Consider the following 25,692-nt stretch of genomic DNA (forward strand, 5'->3'; position numbering starts at 1 on the left):
ACGGGCATGGATCAACTCGTCGAGGGAGCCTGCGCACAGCTTGCGGGTCCGGGACTGCTTTTGGAGGATCTCGTCGCGCGCGTGCCCCACGCCCCAGGGCTCTATGCGTTCCATGCTCGAGATGGATTCCTCGAGCGCTTTCCGTGGGACGTCCCCGTGGAGGGCCGTCCCGTCTATGTCGGCAAGGCCCAGAAGAGTCTCCATGCGCGCGACGTGAACCAGCACTGGGAGAGCGGCAACACCGGGTGGTCCACCGTGCGGCGTTCACTGGCCGCCATCCTGCAGGCGGAACTCGGCCTCGTACCTGCGCCCAGGAACCAGACTCTCCCTCTGCGGGCCGCCAACTACGGCCTCACCGCCGACAGTGAGGAGCGCCTGACGGCCTGGATGGTTGAGCATCTCAGCATGTCCTTCTGGGTCTGGGATGGCGAGGGCCTGGGGGACGTCGAGACCCGCGTCATCCGGCACCTGGAGCCGCCGCTGAACCTCGTCAAGTCTCTACACCCCTCACGCGCACTCAAGGCTGCGCGAGCGCGCCTCGCAGAGCAACTGCGTGCGTCACAGTTGCTCACATGACACGCGCCGCAGTCGTCGCTCGGGTGAGCGCTCGCGCCCTTGGGCGTGAGGATGCCGCCGGGGACATTCCGGGGACATGCCATCTGAAACGGGGATGATGTTGAGTGACTCGCCACCGCGGATGGTTCCTACAAAGTACCTGCTAAAGCAAGCGTGACGGTGTCCGGAGTGATCGTCGGTGAGCCCCCGTGAGGTCCGCATTTCGGGTCAAGGGGTCGCAGGTTCAAATCCTGTCAGCCCGACGGTGTGGGGCCCTGTACCAGGGGAGACTCTGGTGCAGGGCCCTTCTTCATGTCCGGATGGTGACCAGGCGGGCATCCAGTGCTGACATGGTCGCGCGTGGGTCGCGTACCTGGCCGCAGGGTGAACCTCGCACATCTCGTTGTTGCGCAGCAACCCTGTGAACGTGAGCGACCGCATGAGCATCCGGTCCGTCTCCCTGGTGGGGGTGGGTCAGGAATCCTGCGCACCCGCCTCCACGTGCTGCTTGATCCGGCCGAGCCTCGCCTGGATCATCCGGTGTGCGGACTTCTCCCCGAAGTGGTCGAAGAACGAGGGCCTGCTCATCTCTGCCGTGAACAGGAGCCGGGTGCCGCGCTCCTCTGGGGTGAACGTCCAGGTGAAGGTCGACGGGGTGGTCGCGACCGGCCGCTTACGGATCCCCTTGAACCGGAGCGTGGGGCGCACCTCGAAGCGGATGAGCTCATCGGGCACCGCCTCGGTGTACTCGAACTCCACGCGTTCGTCCACCCACGGCGGAGCGACGCCCTTGAGGTGAGCGACAGTCCCGACCCCGCCAGATCGCATGGTCACGTCGGTGACGGTGACCGGGTCGCCGTCGTGGATCCGCCTGGGGTCCAGGCAGTACGTGTAGACATCGTGAGGCTGGGCTTCGATGTGCACCGACTCCTCGACGACCGGGCCTTTCTCGTCCATCGCTCCGTCTCCTTCCGGGCGTCGCCCGCACACGAGCGCGGCACGCGCGGACCCCGTTGGGCGGCCCGGCTCCGGGCGGCTCGACCGCCGGGAGGCCTGGGTCGCTCGCGCGCGGCACACTTCCGGCCTACGCCGCCACTCCGCCGCAATCAAGAGACCTTGGTCCCAGCGCCGAGGTCTCCCCGGCACGCGCCTCTCCTGCACGGGGCCCGCGGGACGCCGCCGCGAACGTCATCGCACCAGGCTCCCGCCACAAGCCCTCATCTGCCACCGACGGTGCAGGGTCCTGCGTCAGGGGAGACTCGGGTCCAGGCCCTGCCTCTGCTCGAGAGCGGTCGTCCTGGTGAGGCGCGTGTGATCGCCGGCGGGCGCAGCCCCTCAGAATCCCGGGCGTGCGTGGTGCGGCGCGGCTCGCGCGGGCGTCGCCGGCGGCTCACGCCAACGCGGATGCGAGAGCCTCGAGCGTCTCTGTGGTGCCGGCGTCGATCTTGACGTCGGCGCGGCGGTCACCCTTGGTGGCGCCCCGGTTGACGATCACGATCGGCGCTCCTCGGCGATGGGCGCGTGAGACGAGCCGAAGCCCGGAGTTCACGGCGAGCGACGATCCGGCGACCAGGAGGGCTTCGGCATCGTCGACGACCTGTTCGGCGGCGCGGGTCCGTGCGGCGGGAACGAGCTCGCCGAAGAAGACCACGTCCGGCTTGAGGATCCCCGCGCACACGCTGCAGTCGGGGACCGTGACGTTCTCCCAGGACTCTGGCATCACGTCGCCGTCCGGCCCCAGCTCGACACCGCCGGGGAGCGCGAGCGCCGGGTTGTCGCGCTCGAGCCGCACCGCGACCTCCTCGCGAGAGAAGCGGGTGCGACAGTCGAGGCAGGTCACGCCGCGCATGTCCCCGTGAAGCTCGACCACGTCGCGCGAGCCCGCTTGCAGGTGGAGCCCGTCCACATTCTGGGTGACGAGCCCGGTGACGACGCCGGCCGCCTCGAGCCCGGCGAGCGCGTGATGTCCCTGGTTAGGGCGCGTGGTCGAGAAGGTCTTCCACCCCAGGTGCGAACCGACCCAGTAGCGCCGACGCTTCGCCTCGTCGCCCACGAAGTCCTGGAGGGTCATGGGCGTGCGCCGAGGAGCGCCGTCGCCGCGATAGTCGGGGATGCCGGAGTCCGTCGACACCCCGGCTCCGGTGAGGACCGCGATGCGGCGGCCCGCGAGGACCTCGAGCGCGCGGGAGATCAGCGGAGCGACAAGCTCACTGCTCTGCGCTCCCACAGTCGTCACGCGGCCCCTCCCGGTGGTTCGTTGCGTCGTCCCGTGCTGACGATGGTCGCACGACCGCCGCGGCGCCGGGGCTTGGCTGGGACTCGGATCGGTCGGTGGCGGGGTCTGCCGCTCCGTTCTCGTGTTCGCTCAGAGCAGAAGCTCGCCAGGGGTGCATCCGAAGGGCGGTTTGGGGCGGAAGTAGGGGGTGAAGCGGTCGCACCGGGTGACCGCCGATGGAAGGAGAAGCCCAATGAAGCGCATCATCGCCACCGGATTCATCACCGCCCTCGCGCTGGTCGGATTCGCGGGGACCGCCAACGCCGCGCCCGCGGACGCGGCCTGCTTCGGTCAGATCCACAAGGCCGTCAACGCCGGCGCCGTCGGCCTCGACAACGTCGGCCAGCTGGTCCAGGCGTCCGACGGCAAGGGCCAGGGAAAGAACGCGCTCGCGCGTGAGCTGGCCGCGGGCGGCTTCTGCGACTGACCCACGGCAGTCGTTCGTCGAACGCTCCGGCGGCTCGGACCAGGAGGTCCGAGCCGCCGCTCTTGATCGGAGAACGAATGCGGATGCAGCCTCGAGCAGGTGGGCATACGGTGACGTGCCGCCAGCTAGCGGATACGCTCGAACGGTACGACTCGCCTGATCCCAGACTGACCGTCAGGATCCGGTGGCCACGCCACCGTCACCGCTCGATGAGGAGGACGCTGTGGAGACCGCAACCGAAGGCGTGTTCGACACCGCCGTGCCGCCGAGCGGACCAGGCTGCCTCGAGTGTGAGCAGACCGGCGGATGGTGGTGGCACCTGCGGCGCTGCGCACGGTGCGGACACGTCGGCTGCTGCGACGGCTCGCTCAGCACCCACGCGCGCCGTCACGCGGCGTCCACGGGACACCCGGTGGTGCAGAGCTACGAGCCGGGCGAGGACTGGTTCTGGGACTACGGTGCCGAGAGCTTCCGCGACGGGCCGACCCTGACCCCGCCGACGAGCCACCCGGAGGACCAGACCGCGCCCGGACCCGCCGAGCGCGTTCCCGCGGACTGGCGCGAGATCCTCGCCGCGCGGTAAGACGCTCACGGAACTGCCGCGGAGTCGGCTAGCCCTTCACCGACCCGGACATGAGGCCGCCGATGAAGTACTTGCCCAGCAGGATGTACACGATCAGCGTCGGGGCCGAGGCGAGGATCGCCCCTGCCATCGACGCGCCGTAGTTCGCGAGGATGGAGCCGTTGGCGAGGTTGTTCAGCGCCAAGGTGACGGGGCCGTTCTGCGCGGACGAGAAGAACACCGCGAACAGGAAGTCGTTCCACGCGGACGTGAACTGCCAGATCAGCACCACGACGAAGCTCGGGATCGACAGCGGCAGCACGATCGACCAGTAGGTGCGCAGCATCCCGGCCCCGTCCACGCGACCGGCCTCGACCATCTCCGTCGGGATCGACTGGTAGTAGTTGCGGAAGATGAGCGTGGTGATCGGGATGCCGTAGATGACGTGCAGGATGATCAGGGTCGGCACGCCGCTCGGGAGACCGATGCCCAGCACGAGCTGAAGCAGAGGGATCATCACGGCCTGGTACGGGATGAACATCCCGAAGAGGATGACGGTGAAGACCACGTCGGCGCCCTTGAACCGCCACCGCGACAGCACGAAGCCGTTCATCGAGCCGAGGATCGCGGAGATGATCGACGCGGGGACCACCATCATCAGCGACCGTCCGATCGCCGGTGCAAGCGTGGTCCACGCCTCGCTCCAGTTGTCGAGCACCCACTCGGACGGCAGGGCCCATGCGCGTGCTGCGGTCGCGTCACCGGATCCCTTGAAGCTGGTGACGAGGAGCACGTAGACGGGGATCAGGACGAGGACCAGGAAGAAGAACAGCACCAGGTACTTGACCGTGCGGCCCAGAGCGTAGCGGGGGTCGATCTCCCGGCGCCGCCTGGGCGCGGCGGTGGTGGCCTCTCGAGCGTCGGTCACGGCCATCGTCTATCGCCTGCCCTCTCGCGCGACGTGGACCAGGTACGGGACGATCAGCACGGCCACGATGACCAGCAGGATGGCGCCGACGGCCGCCGAGTTGGCGTAGTCGTACTGGCTCTTGAAGAGGAACATGTCGATCGCCGGAACCTTGGTCTGGTAGTTCGCGGGCTTCGAGATGGACATGATCAGGTCGAACACCTTGAGGGACATGTGCCCGATCACGATCACCGCCGACAGCAGGATCGGTGTCAGCTGCGGGAAGACCACCATCCGGTACAGCTGGAACTCGGATGCGCCGTCGACCCTCGCCGCCTCGCGCAGCTCCTCCGGGATCCCGCGGAAGCCCGCCAGGAACAACGCCATGATGTAGCCGGACAGCTGCCAGATCGCGGGGATCGCGATCGCCGTGATGCCCACGTTGACGTTGTTCCACCAGCCGTTCTGCAGGAAGCTCAGGCCGACCATCTGGAACAGCCGGTTGAGCCCCGTCGCGTTGTCACCCGTGTTCGCGTTGAGCAGCCATCGCCAGACGACTCCGGACGCGATGAACGACACGGCCATGGGGAACAGGTAGATCGAGCGGAACACACCCTCGTACCTGACCGGACGGTCGAGGAGCCAGGCCCACATGAACCCGAAGAGGAGCGCGCCCCCGAGGAAGACGACCGTGTACAGCCCGAGGTTCTTGAGAGAGTGCTGGAACGAGTCGCTCCCGAGCAGTTCCCAGTAGTTCGCCAGTCCCACGAACTCGACGGGCGCGCGCCCGGTGGTCTGCGCCGCTGTGTGCATGTCCGTCATGGACGTGTAGGTGTTGACCGCGATGAGGCCGTACACGAATACGCCGACGAGGACGAGCGACGGCGAGATGAGCAGCACCGGCGGGCCCCACCTGCGGATGTCGCGAAGCATGGCACCTCCTCGGTCGCGACGATGCGGCGCGGCGGGCGGCCCGCCCGACGCTCGGATCGGGCGGGCCGTGCCGTCGCGTCAGCCGGCTGCGGCGGCCAGCTCCGTCTGGAAGGTCGCCAGGTCGGAGCCGCCGGTGGTGAACTTGCTGGTCGCGTCCGAGATCGCGTTGAGCTGTGCGATCGGGGCCGCGGCGCCGTGCATCAGCGAGGGCACGATCGTGTCGGACGCGAAGTCCGCGATCGCGCTCTGCTGGTACGCCGTGAACAGGCTCTCGTCGGCGTCGGTGCGCGCGGGGATCGATCCCTTCGCGACGTTGAAGTCGGTCTGACCTTCGAGGGATCCCACGACGTCCAGCCAGGCCTTCGCGCCCTCGGGGTGCGGGGCTCCCACCGGCATGGTGAAGGAGTCGGCGAGGAAGTCGAAGACGCCGGCCGTCCCGGGGACCGGGAAGTAGACGTAGTCCGTGCCTTCGGTGAGGGACTGCGCGTCGAGCTCGCCCGCCGCCCAGTCGCCCATCACGTTGAATCCCGCGGTGCCGTCGACCACCATCTGGAGCGCATCGGGCCAGTCGAGGCCGTCACGGTCCGTGTTGGTGTAGCCCATGAGCGTCTCGAAGTCCTCGAGCGCGCCGGTGACGTCGCTCCCGGTCCAATCAGTGGTGCCGTCCCACAGCCCGACGTAGGCGCCGGCGCCGAGGTCGGAGATGAGCACCGTCTCGAGCAGGTGGACCTGGGTCCAGGTGGTCGCGACGGAGAGCGCTGTCTGACCGCTCGCCTCCACCGCATCGAGCGCGGCGAACCAGTCGTCCATCGAGGCGTAGGTCGCGGCCGGATCGAGCCCCGCCGCGTCGAGCACGGTCGGGTTCGCCCAGACCACGTTGGCGCGGTGGATGTTCGCCGGCACCGAGTAGATGGCGCCGTCCACGGTGAGCAGATCCAGCAGGTCGGCGGGGAAGGCGTCGGTGAGCCCGAACTCCGTGTAGAGGTCGCTGATGTCCTCGACCTGTCCCGCCGCGATGTAGTCGTCCAGCTCGGCGCCCGCGTGGGCCTGGAACGTGTCGGGCGGGTCGTTCGCCTGGAGCCGCGATTGCAGCAGGTCCTTGGCAGCGGATCCCGCGCCGCCCGCCACCGCGCCGTTGATGAACTCGACGTCCGGATACTTCTCCGCGAGGACGCTCACCAGCCCGTCGAGGCCGGCCTTCTCGCCGCCCGACGTCCACCAGGTGAACACTTCGACCTCGGTCGCGCCGTCCATGCTGTCGGACGTCGTCCCGGTGGGGCTCTCCGTGGAGGAGGAGCCGTCGTCGCCGCTGCACGCCGTCAAGGCGAGCCCGGCGGCCAACACGCCGGCGATGACACCGGCGTACTTCCGTGATGTGTACATGATCTTCCCGCGCCTCCATCGCCGCATTGGGTAGGGAGTCGCGCTCATGACGCCGGGCCGACACGTGCGGCTCCACCTTCCGGCATACGCCCGTTGCGCCCGTGCGTCAAAACATGCGGAGCATCGATACCGACCTGCAACGTCCGGTGTGTGTCCAGGACCGGCGTGTTGTCGAGTCGCGGGCCCCTAGACGGTGTCGAGGTAGCGATGGATCGCGGTCACCGCGACCGAGCCCTGCCCGACGGCGGACGCCACCCTGCGCACCACGTCGTGACGGACGTCGCCCGCCGCGAAGATGCCCGGCACGCTCGACTCCATGAGCAGCGGGTCCCGTCGCAGACGCCAGCCGCGCGGCCTGCGCCCGCCCGCCAGGAGGTCCTGCCCGGTGAGCACGAAGCCCGCATCGTCGACCTCGACCAGGTCGCGGACCAGGTCCGAGCGCGCCATCGCACCGACGAAGATGAAGATCGCGTCGGCGCGCACGGTCGTCGAGGTCTCGCTCGCGCGGTCGACGAGCGTGACGGTCTCCAGCGAGTGCTCGCCCGTGACGGCCGCGATCTCCGTGCTGGGGCTGACGGTGATGTTCTCCGTGCGCTCGATCTGGTCGATCAGGTACTGCGACATGCTGTGGCGCAGCGAGTCCTTGCGCACGAGGATCGTGACGGAGCGGGCGTATCGTGACAGGAACAGCGCTCCTTGGCCAGCGGAGTTCGCGCCGCCGATGACCAGGACGTCCCGATCCTGGTAGTTGGCCGCCTCCGACGTCGCCGCGCCGTAGTACACGGAGGCGCCCAGCAGCCGCTCGAGCCCGGGGGCGTCGAGGGTGCGCAGCGCCACGCCCGTGGCCAGGAGGAGAGCGTGGCACCTGAGCTCGCTGCCGTCGTCCAGCGTGACGATCCGGTAGGGCCCGTCGACCCGCACGCCGGTCACCTCCTGGGCGACCAGCAGCTCCGCGCCGAGGCGCCGGGCCTGCGTGGCGGCCCGGCGAGCGAGGTCGGCGCCCCCGATGCCCTGAGGGAAGCCGAGGTAGTTCTCGATCCGCGCGCTGGTGCCCGCCTGCCCGCCAGGCACCTCGCGCTCGACGACCGCCGTCTTCAGGCCCTCCGACGCGCCGTACACCGCGGCGGCGAGCCCCGCGGGTCCCGCGCCGATCACGATCAGGTCGTAGAAGGGCTTGAGCGCGGGCGCTCGGAGCCCCACCTTGTCGGCCAGGACGTGCATGTCAGGGTCCTCGAGGAGCGTGCCGTCAGGGAAGAACAGCACCGGGAGGACGCTCCTGCCCTCCGTGGACGCCTCGACGAGCGTGCGGGCCTCGTCGTCCTTCTCGATGTCGAGCCACTGGTAGGGGATCTGGCCGCGGGCGAGGAACTCCTTGACCTGGTGCGACCGCGGCGACCAGAGCGTGCCCGCGACGCGGATGCCGTCGTAGGGCACGGGCACGTGGGCGGCCCATGCGTCGAGGAGGTCGTCGAGGACGGGGTAGAGCTGCTCCTCCGGCGGGTCCCACGGCTTCATGAGGTAGTAGTCGAGGGCGACCTCGTTGATGCTCGCGATCGCGGCGTTGGTGTCCGCGTACGCGGTGAGCAGGACCCTCTTCGCCTCGGGGTAGAGGACGATCGCCTCGGCGAGGAGCTCGATGCCGCTCATGCCCGGCATGCGCTGGTCGACGACGAACAGCGCGACGGCCGTACCACGGCGCTTGAACTCCTGGACGGCCTCGAGCGCCTCCTGGCCGGAGAGCGCCTTGACGATGCGGTAGTCGCCCCGGTACCGCTCCTGCAGGTCACGGGCGACGGCGTTGAGGACGTGCGGCTCGTCGTCGACGGCGAGGATGATCGGCTTGGCCATGGCGGACCTCTACTGTTCCGGCGGGGTGTAGTCGACGGGCAGGCGGACCTCGAAGCAGGTCTGACCCGGCCGTGAGGTGACATCGATCTCGCCGTGGTGCTTCTGCACCACGATGGAGCGCGAGATGTTGAGCCCCAGACCGGTGCCTTCGCCCGGGCCCTTCGTGGTGAAGAACGGGTCGAAGATCTGGGATCTGACCTCACGGGGGATCACCGGGCCGTCGTTCTCGATCTGGACCACCACCCAGGGGTCGCGGTGGAAGGCCCGGACCACGATCCTCCCCTCGCCCTGCATCGCGTCGACGGCGTTGTCCACGATGTTGGTCCAGACCTGGTTGAGCTCGCTCGCGAACGCCTGGATCCGAGGCAGGTCCTCCTCGTACTCCCTCACCACGGTCACGCCCTTCTTGAGCTTGTTGTGCAGGATGATGAGCGTGTTGTCGAGGCCCTCGCGGACGTCCGTCTCACGGACCGGGGCCTGGTCCATGTAGGTGTACGTCTTGAGCGCCTTGACCAGCTCGACGATGCGGCTCGTGCCGACCGCGATCTCCGAGAAGAGCGAGTGGATGGTGTACGTGAACCCGATCCACTCGACCACGATCGGGAGCGCCGCGTCGTCGAACGTGTCCTCGAGGCGATCCAGGTCGTCGGTCGTGAACCCGAGGCTCACCAGGGACGCCGCGACGTCGCCCGCCACGCCGCCGTCGAGCCGCTCCAGCCAGTCCTCGAGCTGCTCCTCCCGATCGCTGCGGGTGACGGCGTTGAGCTCGGCGGGTCGCAGCGCGCGCTCGACGATGAGGCCGTCGAGCCGGTCGATCTCCTCGCGCTCCGGCCTCCCCAGCTCGACCGTGCACAGGCGTCGATGGATCCGGTCCAGACGGGTGAACGCCGCCCGGAGCTGGGCGGCTCCCCGCTGCGCGGAGGCGGCCGGGTTGTTGATCTCGTGCGCCATGCCCGCGCTGAGCTTGCCGAGCGAGGCCATCTTCTCCTGGATGACCAGCTGGTCCTGCATCTCGTTGAGCCGGGCGAGCGTCTCCACCAGCGCATCGTTCTTGCGCCCCAGCTCCTCGGTGCGCTCGCGCAGCTCGGCCTCGCTGGTCCGCAACGCATCCTCCGCGCGCTTGCGCTCACGGATGTCGCGGATGATGCCGGTGTAGTACCGGGTGTCGCGCACAGTCCAGGTCGAGAGCGACAGCTCGATCGGCAGCTCCTCCCCGGAGCGGTGGATCGCGGCGAGCTCGACGGTCTTGCCGATGACGTGCGCCTCGCCGGTCGCCGTGAAGCGGGCCATGCCCGCACGGTGGGCCTCGTGGAACCGCGGCGGGATGATCATCTCGAGCCGGTGTCCGACCACCTCCTCCTCGGTGTAGCCCAGGATCCTGGTCGCGGCCTTGTTCCAGCTGATGATCTCGCCGGAGTGGTCGGCGGAGATGATCGCGTCGATCGCGGACTCCGTCACGGACCGGAACTTCTCCTCGGCCTGCTTGCGCTCGCTGATGTCGCGGATGATCCCGGTGTAGTACCGCGCATCGTCGAGGAACCAGGTGGCGAGCGACAGCTCCACCGGGAACTCGGTGCCGTTCGCGCGCAGCCCGGACAGCTCCACGGTCTTGCCGATGACGTGCGTCTCGCCCCCGCCGGACACCCGGTCGACTCCGGTGCGGTGCGGCTGCCGGTACGACGGGGGGATGATCAGCTCGAGCGGGCGCCCGATGACCTCGTCCTCGGTGTAGCCGAAGAGCGCGGCGGCGGCGGTGTTCCACGAACGGATGCGTCCGCGCGCGTCCGCGGAGATGATCGCGTCGATCGCGGACTCCATGACCGACCGGAACTTCGCCTCCGACTCGCGCAGCGCCATGCGCACCTTGGCGACGGTGACCTGACGCTCCACGCGCGCGAGCACCTCCCGCGGATCGAACGGCCGGCTGACGAGGTCGTCGCCCGCCTCGAGTCCGAGCATGCGGGAGGTCGGGTCGTCGGCGTTGGCGATCAGGATGACCGGCGTGTCCTGGGTGCGGGGATTGGCCTTGAGGTCCCGGATGAAGGTGTGCGGGTGGATCCCCGACATGCCGGGGTCCACCATGACGAGGTCGGGCGAGACGCGCATCACGGCGTCGAGCGCGAACGCGCTTCCGGCCGCAGTGGTGACGGCGTAGCCGCCGGCCTCGACCACCTCCTGGAGCTCTGCCGCGCAGGCGGGATCGTCGCCGATGATGAGGATCAGGCCGGTGTCGGGGATGATGCGGCTCCTCACGGGTGCGGCGCCACGGCGCCTCGCAAGTTTCCTCCAACGTAGGGGAGGCCTGGCAGACCGTCAAAAGATCGTGCGCGCCGCCCGGTCAGACGAGCCAGCCCCCGTGCTCGAGCATCGCGTGCAGCGCGTCCCCGGGGCTGTCGTACAGGCGCGCGCCCAGATCGACCTCGCGGTCGTACTCCGTCGCGAACTCGACCCATTCCCAGGCGCCGTCGGTCGGTTCCAGCATGCCGATCTCCATCCCCGTCGGACCGGACACCACATAGTGGGACCCCTGCCATCGGGCCAGGTGGCCCGCCTCGGTCACGTCGTCCATGAGCTCCTCCGCCTTCCCAGATCGTCTCGGCATCGTCCCCCCCATGACTCCACCATCGCACCGGCGGCCGCGGGCCGCCCGGGGGAGCGCGCAGCCCCGTCGACGTCACGAGGCCTCCGGCTCGACGACGATCGTCACCATGAAGGTGTCGAGGAGGACGCCGTCAGCCTCCAGGCTCATGCGCACGATCGACTCCCCAGGCGCCACGCCCGTGATCACGACCTCCCACTCCGGAAGGAACGTGTGGGAGACCACCCACTCGACCGGCCCGTAGTCGCCCTCCTCGCGCGCAGGGCTGAGGGCGACGGGCTCGGACACGGAGACGACGGCGTCGTCGTACGCGTCGACCCGCCACCGCGCATCCGGATGGAGAGCGGTGGCGGCGAGGCGCACCGCGGTGGTCGTGTCCGGCGCCATCGGGAAGCGCTCGGCGTAGCGATCGGCGGAGAGGATCTGCGGCATGTACGTGAAGCCGTCCCCTCCGCAGCGGTTGGCGACCGCGGCCGTGGCGGCCGCGCACGAGTCGTCCACCACCTCGACCGTGTACTGCGCGATGTCGATGCGCGCGTCGTCGGCCAGCAGCTCGAAGCGCAAGGCCGTCGACCCCGGACCCGCGCCGACGAACGTGAAGTGGCTGAACGTCGCGTCGACCCTGCTCTCTCCCGGGTCCTCGGCGACCTGGGGGAAGCGGGGCGGCTCGAACTCGGAGCCCTGCGCGGACAGGACCGCGGGGTCGAACTCGACCACCGCCCATCGCGCGTCGGGGTAGGCGTTGCTGCCGAGCAGATCGACGCTGAACTCCTCGTCGGGCTCCACCGCGAGGAGCCAGCCATGATCGCCCTTGACGACGCTGAGCCGCTCGCGGCTGAAGTCGCTGAGACCGCAACCGGTCAGCAGGATCGTGAGCGCGAGAAGCAGCGCCAGCGGGAGCGCGACCGCCGCGGGCACGCTCATGGGGGACCGGCCGGAGTCGTCGCGGGCGATCATGATGCGCCTCCTGTCGGCGCCACGATCCGGAGGTGTCCGGGCCCACGGGCGGAAGGGGCGTGAGATCGCTGTCCTCTCTCAGGATATTCCGGTCCGACGCACGCGCGTGGCCGAGCAGGGGCCGTGCACGGGATCAAGGTCCTGGCCCGCCGGAGCGTCGCTTGGTAGTTTCGACAACAGGTCTGCGCGACGATGCCGGACCGGCGACGTGCCCCGAGGAGCGGGTATCGCCTCCGTCGGCACGTCCTCGTCCCCGGCCGGACGGGAGGGTTCCATGAGCACGGACGACGTGGTCGTCGCGACCCGCGGCCTCACCAAGACCTACGACGGTGTCGACGTGGTCCGTCAGCTGGATCTTCGCGTGCCGCGTCACTCCATCTTCGGGTTCCTCGGCCCTAACGGCGCCGGGAAGACCACCACCATGAAGATGCTGCTCGGTCTCATCCGGCCGACCGGCGGCACGGGCACCATCGTCGGGCTCGACATCGTCCGCGACAGCCCCGACATCCGCGCGCGGATCGGCTATCTCCCGCAGGAGCCCCGGTTCTACGAGCACATGACATCGCGCGAGACGCTCCGCTTCGCGGCGGGATTCTTCTTCGCGGGGCCGCGCGAGGGCATCGACGCACGGGTGGCGCACATGATCGACCTCGTGGGCCTGAGTCGCGTGGCCGACCGCCCGGTGAAGAGCCTCTCGGGCGGCGAGCGGCAGCGGCTCGGCATCGCGCAGGCGCAGATCCACGCGCCCGAGCTGCTGATCCTCGACGAGCCGGCCGCGGCGCTGGACCCGTTGGGCCGCCGTGACGTCCTCGCGATCCTGGAACGGTTCCGCGAGACCTCGACGGTCGTGTACTCCACCCACATCCTCGACGACGTCCAGCGCGTGAGCGACACGGTGTGCATCCTCAACCAGGGTGAGATCGCCGCCCAGGGGCCGATCGGCGACGTGCTCGCGAGCGGATCCGGACTGGTCTACTCGGTCGAGGTGGAGGGCGACGTCGCACGAGCACGCGATGCCCTGCTCGGGCAGCCGTGGGTGGACGAGGTGCAGACCTCGATCCGGGGAACGGCGGCGAGGCTGCGCGTGACGGTCTCCGACGCGGACGCGGCGGAGTCGCAGCTCCAGCGCGTCCTCCTCGCCGACGACGCCCTCGTCGTGAGGGAGTTCGGCCGCCTCACGACCGACCTCGAGGGGATCTTCATCGACCTGGTGGAGGGGGGACGGGACGATGACTAGCGGCACGGTCGAGGGGCTTGTCCGGCTCGACGAGTCCGGATGGCGACGCGGGCTCTCCACGCTCATGCGCGCGGGCTTCGCGTCCTGGTGGCGGACCCGCACGTGGTGGATCCAGGCCCTGCTCTGGACGGCCGTGATCAACGGCGCCCTCGCCGCCATGATCTGGGGCGATGCGCCGGAGGGTCCGTCGGTGTTCTCGCTGTTCGGGGTCATGACCATGTTCGCGGCGATCGCGGTGGCGATCGTCATGCAGGACGCGATCGTGGGGGAGAAGCGGAGCGGCACGGCCGCCTGGGTGCTCTCGAAGCCCACGTCACGACCGGCGTTCATGCTGTCCAAGCTGGTGCCGAACGCCGTCGGGACCACCGCGACGATGCTCGCGATCCCGGCGGTGGTCATGTACCTGCAGGTGTCGCTCGCCGGCATCGAGGTGTCGCCCCTGAGATTCGCGCTCGGGACGGCCGTGGCGGCGCTGAACCTGATGTTCTACCTGACGCTCACCCTGATGCTCGGCACTCTGGTCGCCAGTGCGGGCGCGGTGATCGCGGCGCCGCTCGCCTTCGCCTTCGGGCAGCAGCTGCTGGGGTCGAGCATCAGCGCCGTCCTGCCGTGGGCGCTGGTGGTGCCGGTCGGCGAGTCCGACGTCAGCGTGGTCGGCGCCCTCATCGACGGGACGCCCCTCGACTCGGTCGCCCCGATCGTCGTGACGGCGGCGGCATGCATCGTCTTCACCGTCGTCGCCTTCTGGCGGTGGAACAGGACGGAGCTGTAGGACCTCGCTCCCGCGCGACGACGGGCCCGCCCCCGAGAGAGGGGACGGGCCCGCCGCCTTGCGTCGCGAACCGTCAGCCGCGTGTCAGGGGTTGACCACCGACACGGTCATCGGTCCGCCCGTGACCTGCGACAGGACGGTCACCTCCACGCCATGACCCGCGACCATCACTCCTGCGAGCGGGTTGGTCTCGCTGAAGAAGGCGGCGGGGTCGGCGTCCGAGAATGTCGCGTCCTGGATGGTGGTGCCGTCGGCGCCGACCGCCGCGACGGACTCGACGGTCTGGCTCTTGCCCTTGCCGACGAGCACCTCCTTGTGGAGGGACACCGCGTCGATGGGCTGGAGGCCGAACGTGGCGTCGAACACCTGGCGACGGTTGCTGGGTGCCGTGCCGTCCGGGAAGGTGAACTTCACGGGGTTGGCGTCGACCGGCAGCGCGAGGCCGTGACCCACGTGCTCCCGGGTGTTGTTGTCCGAGTAGGCCTCGTCGATCGCCCAGACCAGCAGACCGTCCTGGAACGGGAAGTGCTCGACGTGATCGGGTGCGGTGTACGCCTTGTCGAAGTTGTACGGCCCCACCTCGAGCGTGGCGTCGTAGCCCACGTAGGTGCGGTTCTCCGCCAGGTAGTAGCGGTCGCCCTCGCTGGTCTCCGTGCCCGTCGAGCGGGCGAAGCCGCCGGCCGCGGTCCAGCCGTTGTCGCCGCCCTCGACGTCGTCGCTCAGCAGCGTGGTGCCGCCGCTCTTGATGACGATGTCGTCGAGGAAGGCGCCGGCGTAGTGGACGCCGCCGTCGGTCTGGTAGCGGAATCGGAACATCACCGGCTCGCCGCCGGGCACCGAGTAGCGGAGGTTGCTCCAACGGCCGTTGGACGAGCCGTCGAGCGGCTTGCCGACCTGGGTCCAGTTCGCCCCGCCGTCCGTCGAGTACTCGGCGTAGAGGTAGTCGTAGCCTGCCTCGATGTCGTACCAGGCCTTGGCCGTGACCGTCGCCGACCGGATGCCGGTCAGGTCGAGCTCACGGGTGAGCGTGGTGTTGAGGTCGTCCGCGCTCCCGGTCCACCAGGCGTAGTCCCCGGAGAGCGGGGCCGTGTACTGCGTGGTGATGCCCGCGTCCGGGACGTCGATGACGAGCGCCTGCGCCTGGCCGTCGACCTGCGTCGCGGCGGGGCTGAGCGTGAAGGTGCCGGCGGCGCCGGCGCCCGCGCTCACGACCTCGTAGTCGAGCCAGCCGAGCTGCAGCTTCTCCCACGGACCGAAGTGATTCGGAGTGGTGCCGATGTCCTCGACGCCGTCACCGAGCCACGATCCGCTCGACATGAGCGTCCAGAAGCCGGACGAGTTGTCGCCACCCGAGGTGTCGTAGAAGTCCGGCAGGCCCAGGTCGTGGGCGAACTCGTGGGCGAAGACGCCCAGGCCGCCGTTCTCCGGCTCGACGGTGTAGTCGCCGATCCAGTACCCGGTGTCGCCGATCTCCGTGCCGCCGAACTTGACCTGGGTGCCGTCGACGGTCGGACCGGTCTGGCCGAAGTCCGTCGAGTTGACGTACCAGCGGTGCGACCAGATCGCGTCACCGCCCTGCGCGCCGCCGCCGGCCTCCTCGCCCTCACCGGCGTGGACCGCCTGGAAGTGGTCGAGGTAGCCGTCCGGCTCGTCGAAGTCGCCGTCGCCGTCGTAGTCGTAGCGGTCCCACACATCGAACGATGCGAGCTCCGCCTGGATCTCCTCGAGGGACTTGCCAGCAGCGACCTGCGCGTCGTACCAGGCGTTCCCCGTGTCCTCGATGAACTGCCAGGCGCCGCCGTCGTCCTCGACGCTGTTGTCGCCGTAGGTGGAGGCGTTGCCGGGCAGCTGCACCCAGTCGCTCACCTCGCCGGCGACCGTGTAGGCGCCCGACGACTGCTTCGTGTAGAAGTCCGCGAAGGACTCGCCCGCTCCGAAGAACAGGTCCTCGTAGAACGCCTGCGAGAAGTCCTCGACCCACTGGGTGGTGTTGTCCACCGTGCGGTCGGGCTGCGCGATCTGGTTGTGCAGGGGGCCCGGCTCGTTGCCGAGCTTGCCGCTGCCGGAGTCGCCGAACTCGGACAGGATCGTGAACACCTGGCCCGTGCCGGTGACGGCGGCCTGGTAGTACTTGTCCTCCGCCAGCTGGACGACGCCGTCCTCGCCGGGGCTCGCCTGGCCGGACAGGATGAGCTCCTGCGCGACCTTGCGACGCTCGTTCTGACGCTCGGTCAGGGGACCGGGTCGGTTGTCGGGCCGGGCCGTCGCCGAGGTCGGCGCGTCTCCCGGTCCGTCGTTGTCAGGGACGGCGACCGCTGCCGGCGCGATGCCGGCTCCGACCGCCATAGTGGCTCCCGCTGCTGCCACAGCGAGCCATCCACGCGTGAATCGCTCCACGTGCACTCCTTACCAGGGTATAGACCGTGAGTTGCCCCTCAGCCACGGTGAATCGGACGCTAACACGGGGTGCCGGAACTCGCAGGAGATACGTGGTGAAACGGTGATATTTTGCGTGAAGCGGAGGAATCCGCCATGTGGTACGGACTGACGAGTCGCGCGTGCCGGCACCGCCGCCAGGCCCGTGGGAGGCGTGTCCCGGGCGTCCGGCCGGGGACGGAGGGAGAGCCGCTAGGCTGGATGTACCAGGGACGTAACATGCGTTAACGAAGAATTCACGTGTCCGTAATGGGTGGAATCGTGCGTATGTCCGATTCGGCCTATACATCCGATCGGGACGGGTTTACGGTGTCGGCAGACAGCGTCGCCGCGGTACTGGGGGGTTCCGGGTGAGGAGGCTCGTGTGAGGCGAGTCGGCCCGGGATTACCACGCCGCTGTGCTGGTCCACGGTCGTAGAGGCATACGGTCCGGGGGCGGTGGGGGCGCTGTGCTCGAGAGCACAGGACCAGGAGCGTCTCAGCAATGGCTTCTTCGAACGCAGGCCCGACCGCACCGTTTCCGAGCGCACCGCCACGCACCGCGCTCATGATCGTCCCCACCTACAACGAGGCCGGCAACATCGCGGCGCTCCTCGACGAGCTGTTCGCCCTGCGGACGCGGGAGCGCACCGGCTGGGACCTGCACGTCCTGGTGCGTGACGACCGCTCGCCCGACGGCACCGGGGAGATCGTGGAGGAGATCGCATCCGGGAAGCACCGCGGCAAGGTCATCCTCTCCCGCGGCACCAAGCAGGGCCTGGGCAAGGCGCTCGAGCTGGCGTTCGCCGAGGCTCTCGACCGCGGCTACGAGGTCGTCATGACCATGGACGCGGACTTCTCCCATGCACCGGTCGACGTGGTCCCGCTGCTGCAGGCGATCGAGTCGGGCGCGGACGTGGCGGTGGGATCCCGGTACACGCCGGGCGGCCTCATCCCCGGCGACTGGCCGCTCAGCCAGATCGTCCGGACCCGCGTCGCCGGCACCGTGGCGCGCGGGGTCGGGGGCATCGACCCCGGCCTCCGGGAGCTGACCACCAACTTCCGCGCCATGCGCCGCGTCGTCCTCGAGTCGATCGACTTCGACCGGGTGCGTGCCCGCGGCTACGGCTTCCAGATCTTCCTCGCCAACGCCTTCACCACGGGAGGGTGGAACGTCACCGAGGTGCCGATCAGCTTCCACACGCGGGCGCACGGCGTGTCGAAGGCGAGCGTCAAGGACGTGCTCGAGTTCGTGCGGATCGCCGTCCAGCTGAACGACGACTCACCGTTCAAGCAGCTCGTCCGGTTCCTCCTGGTGGGGGTGTCCGGCACGCTCGTGAACCTCGGCTCGCTCTGGCTCCTGCGCCAGATCTTCATGCCGGAGGACCCCGTGGGCGACCGCGTGTGGCTGCTCTCCGCCGCCGCCATCCAGATCTCGATCCTGTGGAACTTCATCTGGCACACCGCGTTCACGTTCAAGCGCTACCGCCGGGTCGGCGGCGAGCTCGGACCCCGGCAGATCCTGGTCAACCTCGCGAAGTTCGAGGGGGCCTCCGCCCTGACGCAGACGGTCATCTTCGGCGCCTTCGTCGTCTTCTCCAACCTGGGCGTGTTCTACCTGATCGCGCAGGCCCTCGGCATCGTGATCGCGGTGGCGGTGAACTACTGGGTCAGCAGCCACTACATCTGGGACTGGCGTCGCCGGCTCTCGGACGTCGCGGCTCCTGCGCTCGCGAGTCCTCAGGAGCTCCGCCGTGCCGCATGACATCCTCACGCTCGCCGTCCTGGCCGTGGCGGTCGTGCTGCTGGTCCAGGCGGTGGCCAGCCTGGTCCAGACGCTCTACATCTGGGACTCCCCGGATCGCATCCGTGCGGCCGGCAAGCCGGACACCTACGAGAAGCCCCAGCACGGCTTCACCGTCCTGCTGCCGGCGCGCCACGAGGCGGAGGTGATCGGCGAGACGCTCCGCAGGCTCGGCGAGGCGCGGTACCCGCGTCGCCTGGTCGAGCTCATGGTCATCTGCACGGCCGACGACACGAGCACGATCCAGGCCGCGGAACGGGCCCGCTTCGAGCACGACCTCAGCAACGTCACCGTGCTCGTGTTCGACGGGGAGCCGGGGAAGTCGCGGGCGATGAACCTGGGGCTTGCGGCCGCCAAGCACGAGCTGGTCACCATCTTCGACTCCGAGGACGACGTGAGCCCGGAGATCTTCTCGATCGTCGACACGATCTACCAGCGGCGCGACGTCGACGTGCTCCAGTGCGGCGTCCAGCTCATGGACCATGACAGCCACTGGTTCAGCGCGCACAACGTGCTCGAGTACTTCTTCTGGTTCAAGTCGCGCATGCACTACTTCGCGGAGCGGGGAGCGGTGCCCCTCGGCGGCAACACGGTGTTCTTCCGCGCCCGGGATCTCCGCGATGTGGGCGGCTGGGACGAGCACGGACTCACCGAGGACGCGGACCTCGGCATCCGCCTCAGCATCGAGGGGAAGCGGTTCGGCGTGATGTACGACGCGGCGCACGTCACCCGCGAGGAGGTCCCGCACTCGACCCGGGCGTTCGTCAAGCAGCGCACCCGGTGGAACCAGGGCTTCCTGCAGATTATCCGCAAGGGGGAGTGGCTCCACCTGCCCGGGCTCCGGAAGAAGATCCTGGTCGGGTCGGTGCTGACCGCCCCCACCTTCATGGCGATCGTCATCGCCTGCGCACCGCTCTTCATCCTGATCGGCATCACCACCAAGCTGCCGGTGATGGTGAGCCTGCTCAGCTTCGTCCCGCTCCTGCTCGCGGCCGTGATGCTGTGCACCAGCGTCGTCGGCCTCTACGAGTTCGGCAAGGATCAGGGCCTGCGGATCGGTCCCCATCGCTACCTGCTCCTCGTGCTGAGCTTCATCCCCTACCAGGGGCTGCTGATGGTGAGCGCCGTGCGGGCGACCTACCGCGAGCTCACCGGGCGCCGGGGCTGGGAGAAGACGGTCCACACCGGCAACCACCGGATCGCAACGCCCGCGCCCAAGCCCGCGCTGGTGCCCGTGATGGCGTCGGAGGCCGCGTGAGCGTCCTCCAGGCCGCGCCCGAGGCGGCGGCCCCCGCCGCGCCCGCGAGGCCGCCGTTCTGGCGCACCCGTGGCGCGGAGGTGCTGCTGGTCGCCACGCTCCTGATCGTCAGCGGGCTCCTGCATGCCTGGAACATGCTCGGCTACCCGTACTTCGAGAACGACGAGGCGACGTACCTGTCCCGAGGCTGGGCCTTCATCACGGAGGGTCAGCTCGACGTGGCGACGTACCGCTACGACCATGCTCCCCTGGGGTGGATGGCCATCGGATCGTGGCTGGGGCTCACGGGCGGCGGCGCGATGTTCGGCGGCATGCTCGAGGCGGGCCGCGTCCTGATGCTGCTGGTGCACCTGGTCAGCACCGTGCTGGTGTACCTGGTCGCGAAGCGCCTCGCCGGCGGCCGCATGACCGCCGGCGTCCTCGCCGTCCTCGTGTTCGCCATGTCGCCCGTCGGGATCTACTTCCAGCGGCGCGTGCTGCTCGACAACCTGATGGTGCTCGGCGTGCTGCTCGCGCTCCTGCTGCTGCTGCGACGCCCCCTGACCCTGGGGGCCACCGTCGCGAGCGGGCTGGCGTTCGGCGTCGCGGTCCTGGTCAAGCTCAACGCGATCTTCTTCGGCGTCGGCTTCGCCGTGCTCCTGTGGGTCGGAGCGGTAGGCGCGCAGCGCAAGCACGCGGTGCTCCAGTGGTTCGCGAGCGCCGGTGGCACCGTCCTGCTGTTCTTCGTGTACGCGCTCCTGAACGAGGAGCTCTTCCCGGCGCCGGTGGATGCCGACGGCGAGCCCGCGCACGTCAGCCTGGTCGACACGTTCGAGCTCCAGCTGGGGCGCGGCGACTTCGCCTGGCCATGGCAGCCCGAGTCGAGCTTCATGGAGGCGGTGGGGTCGTGGGTGGGCAAGGACTCGCTCACGCTGACGCTCGGTGCGGCCGCCACGGTCGGCCTGCTGCTGGTGCTGGCGGCGCGTCGGTTCCGCGACCCGTCCGCGTGGGCGGTGCTCGCGCTCGTCGGCGGATACGTCGCCTTCCTCGCGCGCGGCGGGATCGTCATCGACCTGTACGTCGCCCCGCTCATCCCGTTCCTCGCGATCGCGGTCGGCCTCTTCGCGGCTCGGATCACGGACCGGGTCCCGGACGACTGGCGGCGCCCCGCCGTGGGCACCGTGCTCGCCGCGGCGCTGGTGGCGGGATACGTGCTGACCTCGGACCGGCTCTACCTCACCAAGGACGAGACCTCGAACCAGGACGCCGCCCTCGCCTGGATCGAGCAGGAGGTCCCGACGGACGCGCTCATCGCCGCCGACAACTACGTCTACCCGGAGCTGGTGCAGGAGGAGTCGTACACGGGCGCGATGTATTTCTTCCACGCGGAGTACGACCCCGAGCTTCGCGACACGTACGCGGACGACTGGCGCGAGATCGACTATCTGGTGCTCACCCACGAGGTGGTGGAGCAGATCTCGCAGGGCACCGTTCCCCGCATGGCCGAGCTGCTCGAGCATTCGACGCTCGCCGCCAGCTTCATGGACGGCTCCTCCGCCTTCGTCGACCTCGACGCGGGCATCTCGACCAACGGCGACTGGGTCCAGGTGTGGCAGACCAAGAGCCGCAACCAGATCGTCCTCCAGGATGCCTGGCAGCGGTTCCGCGACGACTGGATCGTGAGCTACGGCCAGGTGCTCGAGGACGACGCCGTCAGCACCACCTCCCTCGACCAGGTGCTGGCGATGGAGCAGGCGCTGGCCGAGGGGGACGAGGCCGCGTTCCGCGGCGTGTGGCAGTGGACCACGGACCACATGCGGCACCGGGAGGACGATGCGCTGACCTCCTGGCAGTGGCTGACGGACGAGGACGGCGAGGGCGAGCTCGGCAGCAGCGACACCGTGTGCTCGGCCGACCAGCGGTTCATCGGGCTGCTCCTGGAGGCCGACTCGACGTGGGGTGCGCCGGACCTGCGGTCCGAGGCCGCGCGCATGGCGGACGACTGGTGGGAGCGCTGCACCTTCACCCTCGACGGGCTCAGGCTGGTCGACTCGTCGGCGGACGGCTCCGTCGACGACCAGCTGATCAACCCCTCCTACTTCGACCCGACCCTGTACAGGACGTTCGCCACCCAGCTGCCGGGGCACGACTGGGACCGCCTGATCGACGACGGCTACGCGTTCCTCGCCCGCGTGCTCGACGAACGCGGCACCATCCCCAACTGGATCGTGCTCACCCAGGAGGGCGACCTTGCCGCCGTGGGCGACCTGGTGGACGGGGAGGGCGACGTGATGGGCGAGGACACCCTCCGCCTGGTCCCCACCCTGCTGCGCGAGGAGATCGCGGGGGAGCCCCGCGCTCGGAAGCTGCTCGACGGCCTGGTCCCGCAGGTGGTCGGCTACGCGGCGGACGCGCCCGGGCTGCCGTCCTCGGTCGCGCTCGCGCTCGTCGCGCAGGTGCGCGACATCGGGGCCGACGCGCACGAGATCTATCTCGCGAGGATCGCGTCGCAGGTCGACCCCGAGACCGGCACCTGGGACGGCACCCTCGCGGACTTCGCCTGGACCTACTCCTGGCACCGATTCCAGGAGCGCGTGCCGCCCGCGCTCGCCGTTCCGATCAGCTGACCCACCGGACCTGGAGGCCCACATGGATGCCGTCGCCCTCACCCCCGCCCGATCCGGGCAGCTCCGTGCGCTGCTCGCGCGCTATCGGCGCTTCCTCCTCTACGCGCTGATCGGCGGGGGTGCGGTCGTGGTCGACGTCGGGCTGTACGCGGTGCTCGCGGTTCCCGTCGGCCTGCACCCGATCGCGGCCAACACCACCTCGACCTTCACCGCCATGGTGCTGAGCTTCGCGGCCAACAGCGTCCTCAACTTCAAGGTCACCGACCGGATCGTCGCGCGGTTCCTGTCCTTCGCGCTGGTGACCGGCGCGGGATACGTCGTCAGCACGCTGATCCTGCTGGTCCTCATCGACGGGCTCGGCGCCAACGCGCTCGTGGCCAAGGGTGCGACCCTCCCGGTCGTGCTCCTGCTGCAGTACACGCTCAACAAGAAGATCACCTTCGCCACCGCGAATGAAAGGACGGCATCATGACCGAGCCCAGCGTCACACCCGCACGCGTCGCCATCGTCGGCGGCGGATTCACCGGCCTCACCGCCGCGTACGAGCTCGCGAAGGAGGGGCACCTGGTCGAGGTCTACGAGGCGGCGCCCACCTTCGGCGGACTCGTCGCCGGGTTCGAGCTCGAGGACGGATTCCCGCTCGAGCGGGCGTACCACTTCCTGTACACCACCGACGAGTGGATGATCGGGATGGCCGAGGAGCTCGGCATCCGCGACAAGCTCACCTTCCACCCCAGCTCGATCAAGGCGTTCCACGGCGGCCGGACCTACGGCTTCACCACCCCGCTCGAGCTTCTCTCCTTCTCGCCGCTGTCCTTCGTGGACCGCGTCCGGACGGGTCTGACCGGTCTCCGCACGCTGTCGCTCAAGAAGTGGCAGCCGCTCACGACCATCACCGCGTACGACTGGCTGTGCAAGGTCAACGGCAAGCGCGCGACGGACATCGTCTGGAAGCCGCTGCTGGTGGGCAAGTTCGACGTCTACTGGGACAAGGTCACCATGGCGTGGCTGTGGACCCGGATCCACGTGCGGCAGACCTCGAAGATCAAGGGGGAGCAGACCGAGCGGCTCGGCTACTTCGAGGGCGGCTTCCGGATCATGGTCGAGCGATGGCTCGAGGAGCTCTCCGCCAGGGGAGCGGTGCTGAGGCCGGCGACGCCGATCCAGTCGTTCACGGAGGTGGACGGCAAGCCGGCCCTGGTGATCGACGGCGAGACGCGGCGGTTCGATGCGGTCCTCGGCGCGATCCCGAGCAACGCCCTCGCGCGCGCCGCGCAGGATCACCCGGCCATGACGCCCGAGTACTCGAAGCAGCTGACGGACATCGACTACCTGGGCGCGGCGCTGATGGTCATCACCACCACCGAGCCGATCACCGACACCTACTGGCACCAGATCCACGACCTCGACGCGCCGTTCCTCGTGTTCCTCAGCCTCGACTCGCTCATCGGGGTCGAGAACACCGGCGGCCGCTACATCTACTACGTCGGGGACTACGTCCAGAACGACGACGAGGTCATGACGATGGACGAGGACGAGCTACGTGAGCGCTGGTACGCCGGGCTCGAGAAGCTCCTGCCGGACTTCTCGCGCGACCAGGTCGCGGAGTCGCACGTCTTCCGCTTCCGCAACGCCCAGCACATCGTCGACGTCACGTTCGAGTCGCGCATCCCCGAGATGAAGACGCCCCTGCCCGGGTACTTCCTCGCCAACTTCTCGCAGGTGTTCCCCGAGGACCGCGGCACCAACTACGCGGTGCGTGACGGCCTGAAGGTCGCGGCGCTCATGAACGCGGCGCTCGCCGCCGACGGCTCGCGCGTGGCGCAGCAGGAGGACGGCGCGGCGCTCCGCGTCGAGGCGGCGGCGTCCTGATCCGACCTAGTCGCCGTACGCGGAGGCCAGCTCCTCCGCGTACGGCAGGTCGTACGACCCGGCGCCGTAGGCGTCCCAGTAGTGATGAGCCTCGTACCTGAAGTTCTCCGCCGGGTCCACGATCCAGCCGGTGGGGTGCGTCGTCGACCACCGTGCGAGGCTCGACCAGTCGTACCCGGCGATGAGCAGCAGGTGGCTGTCCCCGGCTGACCGGAGCGCGTCGACGGTCGCCTGGGTCATGTCCTCCCACGCCTGGGCGGCGCCGCGCTCGTCGCCCCCTCCGAGGTCATGGGGCTCGTTCATCATCCCGTACCCGAGCACCGCCGGGTGGTCCCCCCAGGCGTCGGCGATCCGCAGCCAGACGTCCGCGAGCAGAGAGCCCGGGAGGTCGTCGGACCCGAGCGTCACGACGCCGGAGGGCGAGGCGAAGGACCCGTAGTTGTGGAGGTCGAGGATCACGTCGATCCCTGCGGCGGTGGCCGCATCGAGCTGCGCGGACACGACCGCGACCTGAGCCTCGTCGAACGCGCTCCCGGGCTCGGGCTGCAGGCGCTCCCACCGGATCGGAAGCCGCACCAGGTCGATGCCGCGTCCCGCCAGCCACGCGTAGGACGCCACGGGCTCGGCGAAGTACTGGACTCCCAGCTCGCCGGGCGAGGCGCTGCTGAAGTCGGCGCCGGTGCCGAACTCGAGGCCCGCGAGGTTCACGCCGTGGCGTGCATCCGAGGCAGTCGAGGCGGCGTCGCGCGTCGACTGCAGCTCCTCGATCACGGTCGCCTGGCTGCTCGACGTGTCCAGCGAGCCGGTGCCGCCGTCACCGTAGGTGATCAGCGCGTAGTGATCGGGCCAGTGGCTCCCCGCGGCCCAGGCGGTGGTCCACAGGCCCTCCTGCTCGGCCACCAGGTACCAGTACCGCCCCAGCGGCTCCCACCCGGGATCGGAGGTGGGCCAGCCGACCTCGCCCACATACCCGGCGGCGTCGTTGTCCGCGAGCCAGGTCACGAAGCCGCGAAGCTCGTCCAGCCGCTCCGCCTGGAGCGGATCCAGCTCGACCCCCTCGAGCACGTCCGGAATCGGCGTGGCCGAGGGCGACGGGCTCGCGGCGGCGGTCGGCGACGCGACCGTGGAGCCGGTCGGAGCGGGCTCCGGGTCCCCGCCCGCGAGCGGACCGGCGAGCGCGAACGCGACCGCGCCGATCCCGAGCACCACGGGCCAGACGGCGTGCGGGCTGACGGTGCGTCGGACGGGTGGATCGGGCAGGCTCACAGAGGTCACCTTTCGG

General features: G+C 69.5%; 21 protein-coding genes. 10 read left to right on the plus strand and 11 right to left on the minus strand.

Annotated elements, in window-relative coordinates; translation table 11 throughout:
• The first annotated feature begins 6 nt into the window (after positions 1-6).
• Complete coding sequence (locus tag QQX13_RS00290; RefSeq protein ID WP_301152060.1) at positions 7-576, plus strand: GIY-YIG nuclease family protein; 570 nt, start codon at positions 7-9, stop codon at positions 574-576.
• Between the two features lie 453 nt (positions 577-1,029).
• Here QQX13_RS00290 and QQX13_RS00295 read toward each other — a convergent pair whose 3' ends face one another.
• Both QQX13_RS00295 and QQX13_RS00300 read right to left on the minus strand, forming a co-directional pair.
• Positions 1,030-1,512, minus strand: a complete 483-nt coding sequence (locus tag QQX13_RS00295) for an SRPBCC family protein (RefSeq protein WP_301152061.1) — start codon at positions 1,510-1,512, stop codon at positions 1,030-1,032.
• 433 nt (positions 1,513-1,945) lie between these two features.
• Positions 1,946-2,791, minus strand: coding sequence for a Sir2 family NAD-dependent protein deacetylase (locus QQX13_RS00300; protein WP_301152062.1), 846 nt, complete (start codon positions 2,789-2,791; stop codon positions 1,946-1,948).
• A gap of 232 nt (positions 2,792-3,023) precedes the next feature.
• Between QQX13_RS00300 and QQX13_RS00305 the strand changes: the two genes are divergently transcribed.
• Positions 3,024-3,257, plus strand: coding sequence for a hypothetical protein (locus QQX13_RS00305; RefSeq protein WP_301144163.1), 234 nt, complete (start codon positions 3,024-3,026; stop codon positions 3,255-3,257).
• Positions 3,258-3,480: 223 nt separating this feature from the next.
• The gene (locus QQX13_RS00310) at positions 3,481-3,840 is read left to right on the plus strand and encodes a UBP-type zinc finger domain-containing protein (RefSeq protein WP_301152063.1); all 360 of its coding nucleotides are present in this window, start codon (positions 3,481-3,483) and stop codon (positions 3,838-3,840) included.
• Between the two features lie 28 nt (positions 3,841-3,868).
• Here the strand turns inward: QQX13_RS00310 and QQX13_RS00315 are convergent, their stop codons facing one another.
• The 7 genes from QQX13_RS00315 to QQX13_RS00345 form a co-directional block, all read right to left on the minus strand.
• Positions 3,869-4,747, minus strand: a complete 879-nt coding sequence (locus QQX13_RS00315; RefSeq protein ID WP_436968537.1) for a carbohydrate ABC transporter permease — start codon at positions 4,745-4,747, stop codon at positions 3,869-3,871.
• A 9-nt stretch (positions 4,748-4,756) separates the two neighbouring features.
• Positions 4,757-5,659: a carbohydrate ABC transporter permease gene (locus tag QQX13_RS00320; RefSeq protein WP_301152065.1), complete on the minus strand. Its 903-nt coding sequence runs from the start codon at positions 5,657-5,659 to the stop codon at positions 4,757-4,759.
• 78 nt (positions 5,660-5,737) lie between these two features.
• Positions 5,738-7,042, minus strand: coding sequence for an ABC transporter substrate-binding protein (locus tag QQX13_RS00325; RefSeq protein WP_301152066.1), 1,305 nt, complete (start codon positions 7,040-7,042; stop codon positions 5,738-5,740).
• A 186-nt stretch (positions 7,043-7,228) separates the two neighbouring features.
• Complete coding sequence (locus QQX13_RS00330; protein WP_301144167.1) at positions 7,229-8,890, minus strand: FAD-dependent oxidoreductase; 1,662 nt, start codon at positions 8,888-8,890, stop codon at positions 7,229-7,231.
• Between the two features lie 9 nt (positions 8,891-8,899).
• Positions 8,900-11,143: a PAS domain S-box protein gene (locus QQX13_RS00335; protein WP_301144168.1), complete on the minus strand. Its 2,244-nt coding sequence runs from the start codon at positions 11,141-11,143 to the stop codon at positions 8,900-8,902.
• A gap of 85 nt (positions 11,144-11,228) precedes the next feature.
• Positions 11,229-11,459: a hypothetical protein gene (locus QQX13_RS00340; RefSeq protein WP_301144169.1), complete on the minus strand. Its 231-nt coding sequence runs from the start codon at positions 11,457-11,459 to the stop codon at positions 11,229-11,231.
• Between the two features lie 105 nt (positions 11,460-11,564).
• The gene (locus QQX13_RS00345) at positions 11,565-12,446 is read right to left on the minus strand and encodes a hypothetical protein (RefSeq protein WP_301144170.1); all 882 of its coding nucleotides are present in this window, start codon (positions 12,444-12,446) and stop codon (positions 11,565-11,567) included.
• 274 nt (positions 12,447-12,720) lie between these two features.
• Between QQX13_RS00345 and QQX13_RS00350 the strand changes: the two genes are divergently transcribed.
• Positions 12,721-13,683, plus strand: a complete 963-nt coding sequence (locus QQX13_RS00350) for an ABC transporter ATP-binding protein (RefSeq protein WP_301144171.1) — start codon at positions 12,721-12,723, stop codon at positions 13,681-13,683.
• Positions 13,676-14,455: an ABC transporter permease gene (locus tag QQX13_RS00355; protein WP_301144172.1), complete on the plus strand. Its 780-nt coding sequence runs from the start codon at positions 13,676-13,678 to the stop codon at positions 14,453-14,455. Before QQX13_RS00350 ends, QQX13_RS00355 begins: the two co-directional genes overlap by 8 nt.
• An 84-nt stretch (positions 14,456-14,539) precedes the next feature.
• On the opposite strand, the gene QQX13_RS00360 is transcribed toward QQX13_RS00355, so the two are convergent.
• Entirely contained in the window at positions 14,540-16,801 is a 2,262-nt protein-coding gene (locus QQX13_RS00360; protein WP_301144173.1) for an immune inhibitor A domain-containing protein, read from the minus strand.
• A gap of 637 nt (positions 16,802-17,438) precedes the next feature.
• On the opposite strand from QQX13_RS00360, the gene QQX13_RS00365 reads away from it, so the two are divergent.
• From QQX13_RS00365 to QQX13_RS00385, 5 genes are read left to right on the plus strand one after another with little or no spacing between them, the layout of a single operon-like run.
• A complete protein-coding gene (locus QQX13_RS00365; RefSeq protein ID WP_301144174.1) occupies positions 17,439-18,635 on the plus strand; it encodes a glycosyltransferase in 1,197 nt (398 codons plus the stop codon).
• A complete protein-coding gene (locus QQX13_RS00370; protein WP_301144175.1) occupies positions 18,625-19,932 on the plus strand; it encodes a glycosyltransferase in 1,308 nt (435 codons plus the stop codon). Before QQX13_RS00365 ends, QQX13_RS00370 begins: the two co-directional genes overlap by 11 nt.
• A complete protein-coding gene (locus tag QQX13_RS00375) occupies positions 19,929-22,538 on the plus strand; it encodes a glycosyl hydrolase family 8 (RefSeq protein ID WP_301144176.1) in 2,610 nt (869 codons plus the stop codon). Before QQX13_RS00370 ends, QQX13_RS00375 begins: the two co-directional genes overlap by 4 nt.
• Before the next feature lie 22 nt (positions 22,539-22,560).
• A complete protein-coding gene (locus tag QQX13_RS00380) occupies positions 22,561-23,010 on the plus strand; it encodes a GtrA family protein (RefSeq protein WP_301144177.1) in 450 nt (149 codons plus the stop codon).
• Positions 23,007-24,410, plus strand: coding sequence for an FAD-dependent oxidoreductase (locus QQX13_RS00385; protein WP_301144178.1), 1,404 nt, complete (start codon positions 23,007-23,009; stop codon positions 24,408-24,410). Before QQX13_RS00380 ends, QQX13_RS00385 begins: the two co-directional genes overlap by 4 nt.
• A 6-nt stretch (positions 24,411-24,416) precedes the next feature.
• On the opposite strand, the gene QQX13_RS00390 is transcribed toward QQX13_RS00385, so the two are convergent.
• Positions 24,417-25,676, minus strand: coding sequence for a glycoside hydrolase family 5 protein (locus QQX13_RS00390; RefSeq protein ID WP_301144179.1), 1,260 nt, complete (start codon positions 25,674-25,676; stop codon positions 24,417-24,419).
• Positions 25,677-25,692 lie beyond the last annotated feature (16 nt).

The sequence above is a fragment of the Demequina lignilytica genome (assembly GCF_030418375.1).
Taxonomy (GTDB): Bacteria; Actinomycetota; Actinomycetes; order Actinomycetales; family Demequinaceae; genus Demequina; species Demequina lignilytica.